This window comes from Lysobacter avium (assembly GCF_015209745.1).
In the GTDB taxonomy this organism is placed as follows: domain Bacteria; phylum Pseudomonadota; class Gammaproteobacteria; order Xanthomonadales; family Xanthomonadaceae; genus Novilysobacter; species Novilysobacter avium.
Genome location: NZ_CP063657.1, coordinates 937,208 through 953,115, shown reverse-complemented (window position 1 = coordinate 953,115; position 15,908 = coordinate 937,208). Strand labels below are relative to the sequence as shown.

The window sequence follows — 15,908 nt, the reverse complement described above, 5'->3', positions numbered from 1 at the left end:
GGAGATCGACGGACTACTCATGGGTCGTCACCCGCTCTGGCACCGGCTTGGTTTTGTCGATCTTCGTCCACAGCGGCATCGTGATGAAGAACGCGAAGTACAGGAAGGTCAGCACCCGACCGATCTGCGTCTCCACCGGGTCGGTACCCGGACCGGCGCCGATCTTGCCCAGCCAGATGAAGCACACCACCAGCATGGTCAGCATCGCCTTGGTGATCCAGCCCTTGTAGCGGACCGAGTTGACCTTGCTGCGGTCGAGCCACGGCACCGCGAACAGGATCGCAATTGCACCGAACATGACCATCACGCCACCCAGCTTGTCGGGGATGACCCGCAACATCGCGTAGAACGGGGTGTAATACCAGACCGGCTTGATGTGCTCCGGCGTCACCAGGCGGTTGGCCTCGACGAAGTTGTCGTGCTCCAGGAACCAGCCACCGAAGGCCGGCGCGAAGAAGATGATGAACGCCGCGACCATCAGGAAGAAGCCGATCCCGACGAGGTCGTGGACGGTGTAATACGGATGGAACGGAATACCGTCCGCGGGCTTGTTGGCATCCCAGCGGTTGCCCTTGGGGCCCTTCTTGATGTCCACGCCGTCGGGGTTGTTCGAGCCGACTTCGTGCAGCGCACCCAGATGCAGCACGACCAGCAGCAACAGCACCAGCGGCAAAGCGATCACATGCAGGGCGAAGAACCGGCCCAGGGTGGCATCGGAGGGCAGGTAGTCGCCCATGATCCACTCGGTCAGCTCAGGGCCGATCACCGGAATCGCGCCAAACAGCGAGATGATCACCTTGGCGCCCCAGAACGACATCTGGCCCCACGGCAGTACGTAGCCCATGAAAGCTTCGGCCATCAGGACCAGGTAGATCAGCATTCCCAGGATCCACACCAGTTCGCGCGGCTTGCGGTACGAGCCGTACATCAGCCCGCGGAACATGTGGATGTACACGACGATGAAGAACAGCGATGCACCCGTGGAGTGCATGTAGCGGATCAGCCAGCCCCACTCCACGTCGCGCATGATGTACTCGACCGAGGAGAACGCCTCGGCGGCACTGGGCTTGTAGTGCATGGTCAGGAAGACGCCGGTGAGGATCTGGTTGACCAGCGCCACCATCGCCAACACGCCGAAGTAGTACCAGACGTTGAAGTTCTTCGGCGCGTAGTACTCGGTCATGTGCTTGCGGTACACCGGCATCATGCCGGGCGCGCGCTCGTTGACCCAGTCCATCACGCCATTGGCGCTGCGGGTGAAGATGTTCGCCATGGCTCAGGCTGCTCCCTGGTTGGAAGAGGGATCGAGGCCGATCACGATGGTGTTGTCGTCGGCATAGAAATGCGGCGGCACCAGCAGGTTCGTCGGTGCCGGAACGCCCTCGTACACGCGCCCGGCCATGTCGAATTTGGACTTGTGGCAAGGGCAGAAATAGCCGCCTTTCCAGGCCGTGTCGAAGGGTTCGGGGCGGATTTCCGCCTTCATCTCCGGGGAGCAGCCCAGGTGCGTGCACAGGCCTACCAGCACGGAGACCTCACGCTTGATCGAGCGCAGCTCGCGGAACTCTTCCAGCACGTATTCCGGCTGCTGGTCGGGGTTCTCCGACATGGGATCACGCAGATGGTCATCCAGGGTCGGCAGCGCCTCCAGGATCGCCTCGCTGCGACGCACGATCCAGATCGGCTGGCCACGCCACTCGCGCACAAGGCGCTGACCGGCCTCGAGCGGGGTGATGTCAACGGTCACCGGTGCACCCGCCTGCTTCGCCCGCTCGCTGGGGTTCCACGACTTGATGAAAGGCACGGCGGCGACGCCGGCGCCTACAGCGCCGATAACGGCCGTGGTCGCGGTCAGGAACCGGCGACGACCCTTGTTGACGGGCTCGTAGACGGGTTTGCCGACGGGATCACCGACAGGCGCATGTTGAGGATCATTGACCCCTGGGTTGGTCATCCGGCACTCCGCAAAGCTGGTAATCGACGTTCCACCGCGCACCCCGCACCACTGACGACGGCTGGCGGCTCATAAAGACGTGGAAGTGTAACGGATGGATGAACAGCCCGACAATCGAAAGCGCCCACCACCCGGACCCGGTGCGTACAAAGCTCAATTGGTTGCGCGGTAGCGCTCGGCCAATACACCCACGCGCTGGACGTAGCGCTGCGTCTCGCTGTAAGGCGGAACGCCCTTGTACTTGTCGACCGCGCCTTCGCCTGCGTTGTAGCCGGCAGCAGCCAGGGTCAGGTTGCCGTCGAAGCGCTTCAGCAGCCAGGCGAGATATTCCACCCCGCCCTGGATGTTCTGGCCCGCATCAAACGCATTGCTGACCTTGAAGCGGCGTGCCGTGGCCGGCATCAGCTGCATCAGGCCCTGCGCGCCGACCCGGGACAGCGCGTTGGGATTGAACGCCGACTCGGCATGGATGATCGCGCGCACGATCGCCTCGTCGATGCCGTGCGAGCTGGCCGCAGCGGCGATCTCGTCGCGGTATGCCTCGCGGTTCAAGCGAACGTTGCCGAAGTTGACACCCTTCGCTGCGCCACAGGCAAAGCAGGTTTCCACGTAGCTGTAGGCAATCGTCCGCACCTGTCCTGCACTCGCCACACCCCTGGGCCGCGTGCTGGTGTAATGACGCACGCCATCCTTGATGTAGGAGTAGACCTGCCCCTGCACCGTGCGCGAGCTGCCAGCGCCGGCTTTCACCGTACTGACAGGCGCGGCATTGGTGAGGAATGTCGCCGGAGCAGAAGGATCCGGGGCGGGGGTCGCCGGGGCGCTGATAGCGGGCCGGGCTGGTGCGTGGCTGGCGATGGCCGGTGCCGATGCGCGCGGCGGAGCCGGGTCAGTACTGACGGCGCGGCACTGCGCGCCTGGAATGCGCTTGCTGACATAGCTGCGCGTCCCGTCGGGCGCCTCACAGCGGTACACGCTGCCCGCAAAGGCAGGAATTGCGGCCAGCGCGAACGCCAGACCGATGACTAGACTTGACCCCCTCATGAACGGGAGTTTCACCTTTCACGACGTCTTTGCCAAGTGTGCGCTAGCGAAAACGCGACACCCTTCGCGCTCTTCGGCCGTTAGACTGACGCATTCCTTCTTTTTAGAGGCCCGACGCGGGCGCCAGGCTTTGCGGTTCTGAAGCCAATTCCGCGCCGGTCCCGGACCGCCATGACCGATTCCACGACCTCAAGCCCGATCACCGAAGAACCCGTTGCGTCCACTGCGCCGCGCGGCAAATTGTTCATCGAGACGCACGGTTGCCAGATGAACGAGTACGACTCGGCGAAGATGGCCGACGTCCTCGCCGCGTCCGACGGGCTGGAGCTGACCGCCAACGCGGCCGACGCGGACGTGATCCTGATCAACACCTGCTCGATCCGCGAGAAGGCGCAGGACAAGGTGTTCAGCCGACTGGGGCGCTGGAAGTCGCTGAAGAAGGATGGCAAGGCGGTGTTGATCGGCGTGGGCGGGTGCGTGGCCAGCCAGGAAGGCGAGGCGATAGTGAAACGCGCGCCCTACGTGGACCTGGTGTTCGGGCCACAGACCCTGCATCGCCTGCCCGAGCTGATCCGCGACCGGCGCGAGTCCGGCCTGCCCCAGGTCGACATCAGCTTTCCGGAGATCGAGAAGTTCGACCGGTTGCCCGAGCCGCGGGCTGAAGGGCCGTCGGCGTACGTGTCGATCATGGAAGGCTGCAGCAAGTACTGCAGCTTCTGCGTCGTGCCCTACACCCGTGGCGAAGAGGTCAGCCGGCCGTTTGAGGACGTGCTGGTGGAAGTCGCCCAGCTCGCGGCGCAAGGCGTGCGCGAGATCCACCTGCTGGGCCAGAACGTGAATGCCTATGCCGGCGCGATCATCGGCGAGGACGGCCAGGCGGAGATCGCCGACCTCGGCCTGCTGGTGCGGACGATCGCCCAGATGGACGGCGTCGAGCGGATCCGCTTCACCACCTCGCACCCGCTGGAGTTTTCCGACTCGCTGGTGGAGGCCTACCGCGACGTCCCGGAGCTGGCCAACTACCTGCACCTGCCGGTTCAGGCCGGCAGCGACCGCGTCCTGGCGGCGATGAAGCGCGGCTACACCACACTCGAGTTCAAGCAGAAGATCCGCAAGCTGCGCGCGGTGCGACCGGACATCTCGATCTCCTCGGACTTCATCGTCGGCTTTCCCGGCGAGACCGAGGCCGACTTCGAGAAGACGATGAAGCTGATCGAGGACGTCGGGTTCGACCAGTCCTACTCGTTTGTCTACTCGCGCCGTCCCGGGACGCCGGCGGCGGACCTGGAGGACACCACGACCGACGCCGAAAAGCATGCGCGGCTGGCCCGCCTGCAGGCGGCGATCAACGACAACGCGCGACGGATCAGCGAATCGATGCTCGGCAGCACCCAGCGGGTGCTGGTGGAAGGACGCTCGCGCCGCGATGCCAACGAGCTGACCGGCAAGACCGAGAACATGCGTTCGGTCAACTTCGCCGGCGATCCGGCGATGATCGGCCAGTTCGTCGACATCGTGGTGACCGAAGTGATGGCCAACTCGCTGCGCGGAAGGGTGGCGGAGATCTGAGGCGCTGAAGCCAGACGGTCCCGCAGCCCGGCTTCATCCGACAGCAATGTAATTGGCGTTACGCTAGCTGCCCGAGGTGGCACTCCCGCCATCTCGACGTGAAAGGAAACCGTCATGATCCGTCCCCTCGCCCTCGCAATGGTTTTGTCGCTGGCCGCGCCCTCGGCATGGGCCGCCACCTGTTCGGTGGATCTGGAAGGCACCGACGCGATGAAATACAACCTCTCCGAGATTGACGTCAGCAAGTCCTGCAAGTCATTCACCATCAATCTCAAACACACCGGCAAGCTGCCCAGGAACGTGATGGGGCATAACGTGGTGATTGCCAAACCGGCCGACATGAAGGGAATCGACGCCGATGGCATGAAAGCAGGAATCGATGCCGATTACGTCAAGGCTGGCGACTCCCGCGTGATCGCGCATTCCAAGCTGATCGGAGGCGGCGAGACCACGTCCGTGAGCTTTGACCCTGCGAAGCTGGCGGATGCGCCTTACTCGTTCTTCTGCAGCTTCCCGGGGCATTCGGCGATGATGAAGGGTGCGATCAAACTCACCCCGTAAGCGGTTTCCCGTGACCAGACCCGATTTGTCGATGCCCCGGCGGCCAGTCGAGATGACCGGCCAGCCAACATGAACTCTCCAGTCGTGCCTCCAACAGGCCGCAGCGCTCCGCCGCCGGCGTCGCTTTCGCGGGCGAGCGCCGGGCTGCGCAAACGCGGCGAGCAGCGGGTGGACCGCTTCGTCGAGGCTGCGACCCGGATATTCCTGGAGAAGGGCTACCGCCAGGCGCGCCTGAGCGACATCGTCAGCCTCGCAGGAGGCTCGCTGTCGACCCTCTACGCTGCCTTCGGCAACAAGGAAGGCCTCGCACACGCCATCATCGAGCGCCAGGCCGATCGCTTCACCCTCGTCTTCCACGACGTCTGCCTGACCACGCTGCCGGCCGACGAAGGCTTGCATCGCTTGGCGAAGCACTTCGTGGAGGCGATGCTGTCGCCCGAATCGCAAGTGCTCCATCGGTTGATCGTTGGCGAGGGCCCGGCGTTTCCGGCGCTGCGCGACTGGTATTTCGACCACGCCGTGGTTCCCAACAACCAGCTGCTGGCGGGTTATCTGCGCCACCACAGGGACACCGGGGCCCTGGTCCTTCCGCAAGGAGCGGATGTCGCGGCACAGCAGTTGGGAATGCTGATGACCGGCGATCTGGTGCTGCGGATGTCCAGCGGACACCTGGGGACGCCCGATATCGGCGAGGCGGTAAAAGCGGCCCTCGCAGGCGTTGATACCTTTCTCTATGGCGCCCTGCCCCGCTGAGCCTTGGCCCGCAGGGCAGTTTTTGCGATTGACGAAAGCTGAATGTTGCCTTTATGGTTAGGCTGTAATTCTGATTACGCGAGCCAACCGCCGCGATGCGGCGCGCCAGTAAAGGTGGAATTCGATGCGCATGTTCCTGACCCTCGTGGCAGTAGCGATCGCTGCACTCGTCATGGCCGGCTGGCGGGCTCCCGTCGCGGCCCAAAGTGTGAGCGCCGAGAACCCGCATCGACTCCCTTCCACGCACTTTGGCAGCGACGGTCCGGTCGCGGCCCACGGCTTCGATGTTCCACCGGGCTTCGCCGGTGCGAGGGTTGCCAACAACCCGCTGGCCATGGATGCGACGCCGATCGGAGCGGCCACGTGCACCGCCTGCCACTCCCGCGAAGCACAGAATTTCGCCCACACAACCCACGCGCTGGGCATGCAGGTCGCCGAGGCTGCCGATCCCCAGACCCCCACTTGCGAGACCTGCCATGGCCCGGGCTCCAGGCATGCGCAGGATCCCACCGCCAAGGGCCTGATCATCGCCTTCAGCCATGAAGGCGGCAGCCCCATCGAGACCCAGACCGCCACTTGCCTGGGGTGCCATTCCGGCGGCCCGCGTGACCAGTGGACCGGCTCAGTGCACCAGCGCAACGAGCTGTCTTGCAGTGACTGCCACAATCCGATGGCCCGGCTGTCGGCGGAAGGCCTGATGGCCAAGCCCTCGATCAACGAGACATGCGCCACCTGCCACACCGATATCCGCCAGCAGTTCAACCGCCGGTCCCACATGCCATTGCCTGAAGGGCAGATGGCCTGCGTGGATTGCCATAACCCGCACGGCGGATTCAACAACGCGCTTATCAAGACCGACACGGTCAACGAGACCTGTTACCAGTGCCACGCGGAAAAACGTGGCCCGTTCCTGTTCGAGCACGCGCCCGTACGCGACAACTGCCTGAACTGCCATACACCTCACGGCTCCAACCAGCACGCGCTGCTGGTCGCGCCGGTGCCCATGCTGTGCCAGCAGTGCCACTCGCACGTGCGGCATCCCAACGATCTGCTCACCGCGCAGTCGCTGGGGACCGGCGCCGCACCTGACGAGCGTCTGATGGGCCGCGGCTGCCTTTCCTGTCACGCGCAGATCCACGGTTCCAACAATCCATCCGGACCACGACTCCACAAGTAAGGGAGGGCCGCGCCATGCACGGACATCCAAGAGCACTGCTGCTGGCATTGGCCGGACTTGCACTGTGGCTGGGTGCTCCGCCTGCCGCGCACGCGCAGAGCAGTGGGACCGGCATCGACCTGCAGTTCGGGAGCGAGCTGGATCCGGCAGGCCTGTGGGCGAGGCAATGTGACCGCGCAGGAATGACGTGGCTGGCTGGCGATGCGAAGCGTACGCCCACCGGCCATTCGTATGGATGCGTCCCGGCACCCTACGGACTTGACACCGGGTCGGAAAATATCTGGCACGGGGGCGGGATCTTCTCGCTTGGCTACCTGCACCTCAACGGCGACGAGACCAACGCCCAGTGGCGACGATTCAGCAGTTGGGAGGACGGCTTCGTCCTCGCCGCCGACTTTCGTTGGGTGCGCCGCGATCAGGGACGCTATGCGGAATTCCGGGCCAACCGGATCGGCGCGGACAGCCAGTACTACCGCGGCGTATTCGGCCAGGCCGGGAAATTCAGGGTGCAGGCGTTCGTTCGCTCCCAGCCAAACGTGCTTAGCGGCAACGCGCGATCAATCTGGGACGGCGTCGGCAGCAGGCATCTGACCTTGAAGGACGGACTCACGGTCAATGGCAGCACCTCCGCCCAGGTCAGCCAGGTGTCAGCCGCCCAACCGCTGGAGACGCTCAAAGTGGTGCGCGACAAACAGGGACTCGGGATCGAGTACCTGCTGACCCGTCAGTGGGTCGCGACTTTCAATGCCAGCCATGAATCGCGCGAAGGAGCGCGCCCGTTCGGCGGGCCGTTCTTCTTCAACTTCCCGTTCCCCGACAACGGCGGCATCTACGAGATTCCGCGACCGGTCGACGACAGCACGGTCAACGTGAACGCCGGACTGCGTTTTGTCGGCAAGGACTGGCGGATGCAGTTCAGCTATTCGGGATCCTTCTTCCGCAACGCCTATACCGGCTTCGACTACGAGATTCCCCTCAGCACGTGGGCGGTCGTCCCCGGAGTGGTTACCCCGCAGATCCCGCTCGGGCAGTTTTCCTATGAGCCCGACAACGATTACCACCACGTCTCCGCGACCCTGAGCAGGCGGACACGGTGGCAGGGCGATTTCTCGGTGAAGGCCGCATTCGGCACGTCGCGGCAGTCCGACCGTCTCCTGCCGCCCACCAACTGCCAGGGCCAGATCGGCATCCCGATTCCGGGCTTTCTCTACGACTGCGCCGACTGGAACACCACGGCATCGCTGTCGCAACAGAAGGCCGATCTGGCGTTCAATACGCAGAGGCTGGATCTGCGCTGGGTGCTCCAGCCGGGCAACAACCTGAGCTGGCAGAACACCGCGAAGTTCCACCGCCAGGATTATTCGGGAACCTACTGGGCATATAACCCGCTGACCGGCCAGTACGGCTACATCGCCGAGAATGGTGCCCAGGGCAGCGTGGTGCCGGGCGAAATGGGCGTCTGGGGCCCCGGGCCGAATGCATCGGTCCCGACCCGGGTGCGCAACCTTCCGCTGGACAAGGAAATCTGGGAGGCGGCTACGGCCCTCACCTGGCGTCCGAACAGCAAGAACACCCTCGGCGCGGGTTTCACGTTTACCCGGACCGAACGCACCCATCGCGAGTTCGCGACCACGCGCGACAACGTGCTCGACCTCAGCTGGACCAATCGCGCGATCGACTGGCTCAACGTCCGCGCGAATTATTCATTCCTCGATCGCTCCGGTAACGATTACCAGTACAACCCTTACGAATTCACGTTTTCAATGGACCTGCCCGGCTATGTCACGCCGCCGGGCGGCAACGCCGCACATACCATCGCGCATCTTCGCAAGTACGACGTGGGTGAGCGCGAGCAGCACAAACTCAGCGTAATGGCGACCGCAGCCCTGCCGCGGCAGATGACTCTCAGCGGCACCATCCGTGGCAACTGGAACGACTACGACGCGCGCGTTGGACGGCAAAAACTCGACACCCTCGGAACCAGCGTGCAGTGGGAATGGCAACCGGCCGCGGGAAAGGTGGCCGGCGCATGGTACGGCTATGACGAATCGGAACTGGGCTTTGCCAACGCCAACGACGTGGCCATCACGGCCGATCCAAACCTCGGCGGCCCGACCTATCCAGACAGCGGCCGCTGGAGCACCAACGACAAGCAGCGCAACCACTATGCCGGTGCCAACTGGTCCCAATCGATCGGCCGGGCGCGACTTGATGCGTCATGGAACTGGACCTACACGCGCGGCATGACCCGTTATGACTTCGCCTCCGCAGACGCGCTTGCCTATCCGCAACTCGTCGCGAGCGCGACGGGTGCCTACCCGCCGATGATCTATCGCTCCAATGCGCTGAGCCTGTCGCTGTCGATTCCGATCAACCAGCGCGTCGGACTGCGCCTGTTCAATACCTATGAGCGCGCCCGGCTGTCGGACTGGCACTACCTGGGCTTCGACCAGACCCGCGTCTACGACCACCGCGTCTACACCGACGGTGGGCCGATGGATTATGGCGTCAACATGTTCGGGGCGATGGTGGAGGTGCGGCTATGAAGATGCGCGGGATAATCCTCGCTGTGGCGGCACTTTTGTACACACCGCTTCTGCCGGCGCAGAGCGGGGACGATGGCAACACCGATTCACCGGAGTTGCCTTTTCTCGATCTGCGTCGGGTGGAGCTCATCAGCGGCGACGCGGCAGCAGGCAGGGAAAAAACCCAGATCTGTGCCAATTGCCATGGGCCCGATGGCATCGCCGTGGTTACCGAATTTCCGAATCTGGCCGGTCTTTCAGCCGACTACATGTACTGGCAGCTGATCCGCTACAAGCGCGGCGTGAACCCGTCGCCGATGACGCCGCTGGTCGCCGACCTGTCGGAACAGGACATGCGCGATCTGTCCGTGTACTACGCATCGCTTCCTGTCCCATCCGCAGTACCTGCCGGAGACGAGGAGCCCGCTGGCGACCTGACTCCGGCGCTGCTGCACAAAGGCAAGCAACTGTATCTGGCCGGCGATCCTGCCCGCGGCATTCCCGCCTGCCAGGGGTGTCATGGCGCCGATGCCCGAGGTCCCGCCGCAGCGCACCGTATTCTGCCGGGCGGCCAGGCTCCCTACGCCGCCTACCCTGCCCTGCGTGGCCAGCATTACGGCTATCTGCAGACCAAACTGGCCGGCTATCGGGATGGAGACATGGACGACTCGACGTCGGGCTTCGTCATGACAGGCGTGGCCGAAACGCTGGATGATGACGCGATCCAGGCCGTCGCCGGCTGGCTTTCAAGCCTGCAGATCGGCGCCAGCCCCACACCGACCTCGCCACCGATTAGGTAACCGCCGAGCGCCGAGCGCCGGTACTACGATGCGGTTTACTCGACCCTGCCGATGTACACGGCCTCGCCGTCAACGTAAGTTCCCAGCACCGTCAGCTCGCGCAACTGCCGCGGCTCGATCTGCAGCGGATCCTCTGCCAGCACGACAAAGTCTGCCCGCTTGCCGACTTCGAGGCTGCCGATCGCGTCCTCGTCGAAGCCCGCATACGCCGCATCCAGCGTGAATCCACGCAGCGCCTCGAAGGCGGTCAACTTCTCCTCGGGCTGCCAGCCGCCTGCGGGCGCGCCGTCGGCGTCCGCACGGGTGGTGGCGCTGTAAAGGCCAAGGCGCGGATCGACCGACTCCACCGGAAAATCCGAGCCCAGCGCGAGACGCGCACCGCTGTCGCGTAATTCGCGCCAGGCGTAGGCATGTTGGATCCTTTCCGGGCCCAGTCGGTCCCCCGCCCAGGCCATGTCGCTGGTGGCGTGGGTCGGCTGCATCGATGCGACCACACCCATCCTCCCCAGGCGCGGCAGGTCCGTGGCGGCCAAAACCTGCGCATGCTCGATCCGCCAGCGGTGATCGGAACCCACCTTGTTGGCGAGGGCTGCGGCGTAGGCATCCAGCACGGCCCGGTTGCCGCGATCACCGATCGCATGGGTAGCGACCTGCACATTGCAGCGCTCGGCCTTGGCCGTGACCTTGGCCAACTGCTGCTCCGATGCCAGCATCAGACCGCGATTGCCCGGATCGTCGCTGTAATCGGCCAGCAATGCCGCGCCGCGACTGCCCAGTGCGCCGTCCGCAAATACCTTCACGGCACGCATCTGCAGGCGGCCGCCCGGGTGCGCGTAGAGGCCGTCACGGCAGAGCATTTCGAGTGCTTCGCCGTCGCCGTCGGCCATCGCGTATACCCGAATGGGCATCTCGCCGCGGTCGGCCAGTTGCTGGTAATGCTTCAACGTCGACAGCGACACGCCGGCATCGTGGACGCCGGTCAAGCCGTGCGCGACAGCCGCTTGCATGCCCAGCGCCAGCGCCCGCGATGCCACTTCATCCTCCAGCTCGGGCACCTGGGCATCGACCAACGCCATGGCCTCGTCGATGAAGATGCCGGTCGGCTGGCCCTGGACGTCGCGCTCGATCCTGCCGCCGTCGGGCTGCCAGTCGCCGCTCAGGTCACGCTCGACCAGGGCCAGCGCCGCGCTGTTGGCCCAGGCAGCATGCCCGTCCACCCGGCGCAGCCAGACCGGGCGGTCAGGGAACAGCGCGTCCAGGTCCCGGGCCGAGGGGAACTGCTTTTCCGTCCACCGATTCTGGTCCCAGCCACGTCCAAGCAACCAGGTGCCCGGCGGCAGATCGGCGGCGAAATCGCGCAATCGCCGTACGGCCTCATCCTTGCTCGTGGTTCCGGCGAGATCAGCACGCATCGCGTTCAGACCCAGCCCGGCCACGTGCCCGTGGGCATCGATCAGGCCCGGTACCACCGTGGTCGGTCCGACATCCAGCAAAGCGCCGTTGGGAAACTCCGCTTGCACAGCCTCGCGCGTGCCCACGGCGAGGATCCGGCCTTCACCGTCGAATGCCATGGCCTGCGCGCGCGGACGCGCTGCATCCATGGTGTGGATGCGACCGGCCACCAGCACCGTGATATCCGCCGAGTCGGCGCGCGTCTGCGCCGCATTGGCTGGGGCCCATGGCAACACGCACGCCGCAATGGCGGCGACCAACAGTTTCCCCTGGATCGCGTCCAATGCCCGCATGTCGTGCCCCTTGCTGGATGAATCCTGCCACTTTGCGAAAAGACGACCGCCGGTGCAAGCTGACCAGCCCCCGCAGGACCTTGATCCCATGGCGCCACCGACTGTTTCCGAGTTTGCACTGGACCCACCCGGCGTGGAACGCCTGGCCAATCTGGCCGGCCCCTTCGACGCCCACCTGCGCATGATCGAGCTGCGTACCGGGGTGGAGATCGCCAACCGCGGCAACGTATTCCGCCTCACCGGCGCCAAGGCGGGAGTGCGCACGGCCGAGAAGGTGCTGCGCCAACTTTGGCAAGAGGCCGAGGAGGACACTCTGGATGAGCACGCCATCCACCTCGCGCTTTCCGGCAGCGACGCACCGCGCGCGGCGGAGGCGGATGTGGAGCCGCAGGAAGTGGTTATCCGGGTGAAGCGCGGGACGATACGCGGGCGCGGGGCGAACCAGCAGAAGTACCTGCACGCCATCGCCACCAACGACATCAACTTCGGCATCGGCCCCGCCGGCACCGGCAAGACCTTCCTGGCGGTGGCCAGCGCGGTGGAGGCGCTCAACGAATCCCGCGTACAGCGACTGGTGCTGGTGCGCCCTGCGGTCGAGGCGGGCGAGAAGCTGGGCTTCCTGCCGGGCGACCTGTCGCAGAAGGTCGATCCGTACCTGCGGCCGCTCTATGACGCGCTCTACGAGATGCTCGGTGTGGAGAAGGTGCTCAAGCTGCTGGAGCGCAACGTCATCGAGATCGCGCCGCTGGCGTACATGCGCGGACGCACGCTTAACGATGCGTATGTGATCCTCGATGAAGCGCAGAACACGACCATCGAGCAGATGAAGATGTTCCTGACCCGGATCGGCTACGGCAGCACGGCGGTAGTGACCGGCGACCTGACCCAGAACGACCTGCCGAAACACGTCAAGTCGGGCTTGAAGGATGCGGTGGAGGTATTGCGCGAAGTGGAGGAAGTGAGTTTCACGTTTTTTGAATCACATGATGTCGTGCGGCATCCGCTGGTTGCGCGCATCGTCAATGCGTACGAGGCGCGCGACGCGCGCGAAGCCGGCGACGCTGGCAACACCTGAAGCGATCAGGATCGAACCGATCAGAATCCATGGCGATGACACTGGGTCCCACCATTCTCGAGGTCTCCATCAGCTACGGACTGCCGCGGCGCGGGCTTCCCGCCGCCCGCAGCTTCCGGCGCTGGGCGGCGGCTGCGCTGGACGGTCGCATACGTGAAGCCGACCTGGCGATCCGCCTGGTGGACGACCGCGAAGGCCTGGCGCTCAACCGCCATTACCGCGGCAAGGAATACCCGACCAACGTGCTCAGCTTCCCGGCGGACCTGCCGGAAGGGGTCACGTTGCCGCTGCTGGGGGACCTGGTGATCTGTGCGCCCGTGGTCGCGCGCGAGGCCGCCGAGCAGAACAAGCGGCTCAACGCCCACTTCGCCCACCTCACCGTTCACGGCATCCTGCACCTGCTGGGCTGGGACCACGAGGACGAGCGCGAGGCCGAGTGCATGGAGCAGCTGGAGCGCGAGATCCTCGCCACCCTGGATATCTCAGACCCCTATCTGGCTGGAGATTAGCGCCGTCAAATGACGCAGCCGCGACGATGGCATGCGTTAGACTCGCGCTGACGTCCATCCCCCGGGCGTATCCCGAATGCGAGCAATGTCCGAGGACGACAGTAGTACTTCCACCTCCGCCTCCGCGCACGAGACGCCGGATCGCAATGACAAGCGCCGATCCTGGTTCGAGCGCATCAGTTCCGCATTGTCCGGCGAGCCCACCTCACGCGAGGATCTGCTCGAGCTTCTCCGCGACTGCCAGTCCGACGGGCTGATTGAAGCCGACACCCTGACGATGATGGAGGGCGCGATCGCGATCTCCGACCTCAGCGTGGGCGATGTCATGATTCCGCGCTCGCAGATGGTGATGCTGCCGGCGGACATGCCCTTCCAGGCGCTGGTGGAGCAGGTGGTCGAGTCGGGCCATTCGCGCTTCCCCGTGCACGGCGAGGACAAGGACCAGATCATAGGCATCCTGCTGGCCAAGGACCTGCTGCAGGGCGTGGTCGCCGACAATGGCGCACCCAGCCTGCACGCGCTGGTGCGGCCGGCGGTGTTGATTCCCGAGTCCAAGCGGCTGAACATCCTGCTGCGCGAGTTCCGCCAGTCCCGCAACCACATGGCCATCGTCATCGACGAACACGGCGGCGTGGCCGGCCTGCTGACCATCGAGGACGTGCTGGAGCAGATCGTCGGCGACATCGACGACGAACACGACGAAGCAGAGGACCCCGACGCGCTGATATCGGCCCAGGCCGACGGGCACTTCATCGTCGACGCACTGGCACCGATCGAAGATTTCAACGACCACTTCGGTGCCGATTTCGACGACGACGAATACGACACCATCGGCGGGCTGGTGATTGCCGCGATCGGCCACCTGCCCGAAGCGGGCGAGGAACTGATGCTGGGACGCTTCGTGTTCCGTGTCGCAAGTGCCGATGCGCGCCGCGTGCACACCTTCCACGTCAGCGTGCTCGGCGATGCCTGAGGCGGGTGCCCCGCCCTCGCGCCGGGCGTCCTCGGCCGCGTCCCTCGCCAACCGCATACCGGCCCTGCTGTCGCTGATCGCGCTCATGCTGTGCGCGTTCACCGCCGCTGCGAGTCCACGGATCGGCGTGGTGACGATGCAGCCCGGGGAAATCTTCTTCGAGCGCTTCGGCCACAACGCAATCCTGGTGGAAGACCCGGCGGACGACACCGCGATTTCCTACAACTTCGGTTACTTCGACCCGAGCGAACCGGACTTCATCGCGAGGTTCATCCGCGGCGAGATGAGCTACCAGCTGGTCGCCTTGCCGCTGCAGGATGACCTGTCCTACTACGGCGATGTAGGCCGCGGCGTCAGCCTGCAATGGCTCGATCTGGATCCCGCGGATGCAGCGGAGCTGGCAGCGGCGCTGGCCGAGAACGCACGCCCCGAAAATGCGCACTACCGCTACGACTACTTCCTCGACAACTGCTCGACGCGCGTGCGCGACGCACTCGACCTGGCGCTCGATGGTGGGCTTGCGCGGCAGATGGGTGGGTCGCGCGGGGACACCTTCCGCAGCGAAGCTACTCGCCTGGCCTCTCCGGACTTCTGGATGTGGCTGGGTTTCGATCTTGGCCTTGGTCCGGCCGCAGACCAGCCACTGTCAAACTGGGGCGACGCATTCGTACCCATGCGCCTGGCTGCATCGCTGCGCGACGCGCACAGTCCTGACGGCGCGCCGCTGGTCGTGGAAGAACTGGAGCTGCTGCCCCACCGCCTTGATCCGGAGCCCGTGGCAACCCCCCGGCGCTGGTGGCTGTGGCTGCTGGCCGGAGGGATCATCGGTGGCGCGCTCGCCTTGACCGGACGCGTCCGGCCACGTCCCGTTGCCGGCCTGGCGCTGCCGTTCTGGATGATTTCAGGCGTGCTTGGCGCGCTGATGCTTTTCATATGGTTCGCCACCGCGCACCGCTTTGGATGGGCCAACTACAACCTGCTGCTGATGAGCCCGTTGGCATGGGGGCTGCTGCCCGGTGGTTGGCGTCTGGCACGGGGCCGCGCGGCGGGCCGCTGGTTCGACATCCTCCTGCAGGCGATGCCCGTGCTGGCCATCATCGCCCTGTTCACCCATTGGCTGCAGTCACTTCCCCAACAGAACGGCCACTGGATCGTGCTCCTGCTGCCCATCCACCTCGGCCTGATGCTCGGTTTGCGCAAGCGCGCGCGGACGGAACATTGAC

The 15,908-nt window shown here is 65.0% G+C and carries 14 protein-coding genes; 10 read left to right on the top strand and 4 right to left on the bottom strand.

From position 1 onward, the window contains the following. Positions 1-13: 13 nt before the first annotated feature. The 3 genes from INQ42_RS04310 to INQ42_RS04300 all read right to left on the bottom strand — a co-directional run bounded on the left by INQ42_RS04310 (position 14) and on the right by INQ42_RS04300 (position 2,998). A complete protein-coding gene (locus INQ42_RS04310) occupies positions 14-1,273 on the bottom strand; it encodes a cytochrome b (protein WP_194035299.1) in 1,260 nt (419 codons plus the stop codon). Between the two features lie 3 nt (positions 1,274-1,276). Further along, on the bottom strand, positions 1,277-1,954 hold the full coding sequence (petA, locus tag INQ42_RS04305; protein WP_194035298.1) for a ubiquinol-cytochrome c reductase iron-sulfur subunit: 678 nt from the start codon (positions 1,952-1,954) through the stop codon (positions 1,277-1,279). Between the two features lie 153 nt (positions 1,955-2,107). Next, the gene (locus INQ42_RS04300) at positions 2,108-2,998 is read right to left on the bottom strand and encodes a lytic transglycosylase domain-containing protein (RefSeq protein WP_194035297.1); all 891 of its coding nucleotides are present in this window, start codon (positions 2,996-2,998) and stop codon (positions 2,108-2,110) included. Positions 2,999-3,169: 171 nt separating this feature from the next. On the opposite strand from INQ42_RS04300, the gene miaB reads away from it, so the two are divergent. From miaB to INQ42_RS04270, 6 genes are all read left to right on the top strand, one after another. Next, on the top strand, positions 3,170-4,567 hold the full coding sequence (gene miaB, locus INQ42_RS04295) for a tRNA (N6-isopentenyl adenosine(37)-C2)-methylthiotransferase MiaB (RefSeq protein ID WP_194035296.1): 1,398 nt from the start codon (positions 3,170-3,172) through the stop codon (positions 4,565-4,567). A 114-nt stretch (positions 4,568-4,681) separates the two neighbouring features. Further along, positions 4,682-5,128: an azurin gene (gene azu / locus INQ42_RS04290; protein WP_194035295.1), complete on the top strand. Its 447-nt coding sequence runs from the start codon at positions 4,682-4,684 to the stop codon at positions 5,126-5,128. A 69-nt stretch (positions 5,129-5,197) separates the two neighbouring features. Continuing rightward, complete coding sequence (locus INQ42_RS04285) at positions 5,198-5,881, top strand: TetR/AcrR family transcriptional regulator (RefSeq protein WP_194035294.1); 684 nt, start codon at positions 5,198-5,200, stop codon at positions 5,879-5,881. A gap of 130 nt (positions 5,882-6,011) precedes the next feature. Next, a complete protein-coding gene (locus tag INQ42_RS04280; protein ID WP_228064431.1) occupies positions 6,012-7,058 on the top strand; it encodes a DmsE family decaheme c-type cytochrome in 1,047 nt (348 codons plus the stop codon). A gap of 14 nt (positions 7,059-7,072) precedes the next feature. Further along, positions 7,073-9,604, top strand: a complete 2,532-nt coding sequence (locus INQ42_RS04275) for an MtrB/PioB family outer membrane beta-barrel protein (protein ID WP_194035292.1) — start codon at positions 7,073-7,075, stop codon at positions 9,602-9,604. Next, on the top strand, positions 9,601-10,383 hold the full coding sequence (locus INQ42_RS04270; RefSeq protein ID WP_194035291.1) for a c-type cytochrome: 783 nt from the start codon (positions 9,601-9,603) through the stop codon (positions 10,381-10,383). Before INQ42_RS04275 ends, INQ42_RS04270 begins: the two co-directional genes overlap by 4 nt. Positions 10,384-10,418: 35 nt before the next feature. Here INQ42_RS04270 and INQ42_RS04265 read toward each other — a convergent pair whose 3' ends face one another. After that, entirely contained in the window at positions 10,419-12,128 is a 1,710-nt protein-coding gene (locus INQ42_RS04265) for an amidohydrolase (protein WP_194035290.1), read from the bottom strand. Positions 12,129-12,216: 88 nt separating this feature from the next. Here INQ42_RS04265 and INQ42_RS04260 point away from each other — a divergent pair, with 88 nt between their 5' ends. The 4 genes from INQ42_RS04260 to INQ42_RS04245 all read left to right on the top strand — a co-directional run bounded on the left by INQ42_RS04260 (position 12,217) and on the right by INQ42_RS04245 (position 15,907). Continuing rightward, on the top strand, positions 12,217-13,203 hold the full coding sequence (locus tag INQ42_RS04260) for a PhoH family protein (protein WP_194035289.1): 987 nt from the start codon (positions 12,217-12,219) through the stop codon (positions 13,201-13,203). 35 nt (positions 13,204-13,238) lie between these two features. Then, the gene (gene ybeY, locus INQ42_RS04255) at positions 13,239-13,712 is read left to right on the top strand and encodes an rRNA maturation RNase YbeY (RefSeq protein WP_194035750.1); all 474 of its coding nucleotides are present in this window, start codon (positions 13,239-13,241) and stop codon (positions 13,710-13,712) included. A gap of 85 nt (positions 13,713-13,797) precedes the next feature. After that, positions 13,798-14,685: an HlyC/CorC family transporter gene (locus INQ42_RS04250; RefSeq protein WP_194035288.1), complete on the top strand. Its 888-nt coding sequence runs from the start codon at positions 13,798-13,800 to the stop codon at positions 14,683-14,685. Beyond that, positions 14,678-15,907 carry a lipoprotein N-acyltransferase Lnb domain-containing protein gene (locus tag INQ42_RS04245; protein WP_194035287.1) on the top strand — a complete coding sequence of 410 codons (1,230 nt, stop codon included), beginning with the start codon at positions 14,678-14,680 and terminating at the stop codon, positions 15,905-15,907. The genes INQ42_RS04250 and INQ42_RS04245 overlap by 8 nt, the downstream gene beginning before the upstream one ends. Position 15,908 lies beyond the last annotated feature (1 nt).

Coding starts and splice junctions, on each gene's coding strand:
- INQ42_RS04250 (WP_194035288.1), top strand. CDS start 13,798: ATGTCCGAGGACGACAGTAGTACTTCCACCTCCGCCTCCGCGCACGAG.
- INQ42_RS04265 (WP_194035290.1), bottom strand. CDS start 12,128: ATGCGGGCATTGGACGCGATCCAGGGGAAACTGTTGGTCGCCGCCATT.
- INQ42_RS04270 (WP_194035291.1), top strand. CDS start 9,601: ATGAAGATGCGCGGGATAATCCTCGCTGTGGCGGCACTTTTGTACACA.
- INQ42_RS04310 (WP_194035299.1), bottom strand. CDS start 1,273: ATGGCGAACATCTTCACCCGCAGCGCCAATGGCGTGATGGACTGGGTC.
- INQ42_RS04300 (WP_194035297.1), bottom strand. CDS start 2,998: ATGAGGGGGTCAAGTCTAGTCATCGGTCTGGCGTTCGCGCTGGCCGCA.
- azu (WP_194035295.1), top strand. CDS start 4,682: ATGATCCGTCCCCTCGCCCTCGCAATGGTTTTGTCGCTGGCCGCGCCC.
- miaB (WP_194035296.1), top strand. CDS start 3,170: ATGACCGATTCCACGACCTCAAGCCCGATCACCGAAGAACCCGTTGCG.
- INQ42_RS04260 (WP_194035289.1), top strand. CDS start 12,217: ATGGCGCCACCGACTGTTTCCGAGTTTGCACTGGACCCACCCGGCGTG.
- INQ42_RS04285 (WP_194035294.1), top strand. CDS start 5,198: ATGAACTCTCCAGTCGTGCCTCCAACAGGCCGCAGCGCTCCGCCGCCG.
- petA (WP_194035298.1), bottom strand. CDS start 1,954: ATGACCAACCCAGGGGTCAATGATCCTCAACATGCGCCTGTCGGTGAT.
- INQ42_RS04275 (WP_194035292.1), top strand. CDS start 7,073: ATGCACGGACATCCAAGAGCACTGCTGCTGGCATTGGCCGGACTTGCA.
- ybeY (WP_194035750.1), top strand. CDS start 13,239: ATGACACTGGGTCCCACCATTCTCGAGGTCTCCATCAGCTACGGACTG.
- INQ42_RS04280 (WP_228064431.1), top strand. CDS start 6,012: ATGTTCCTGACCCTCGTGGCAGTAGCGATCGCTGCACTCGTCATGGCC.
- INQ42_RS04245 (WP_194035287.1), top strand. CDS start 14,678: ATGCCTGAGGCGGGTGCCCCGCCCTCGCGCCGGGCGTCCTCGGCCGCG.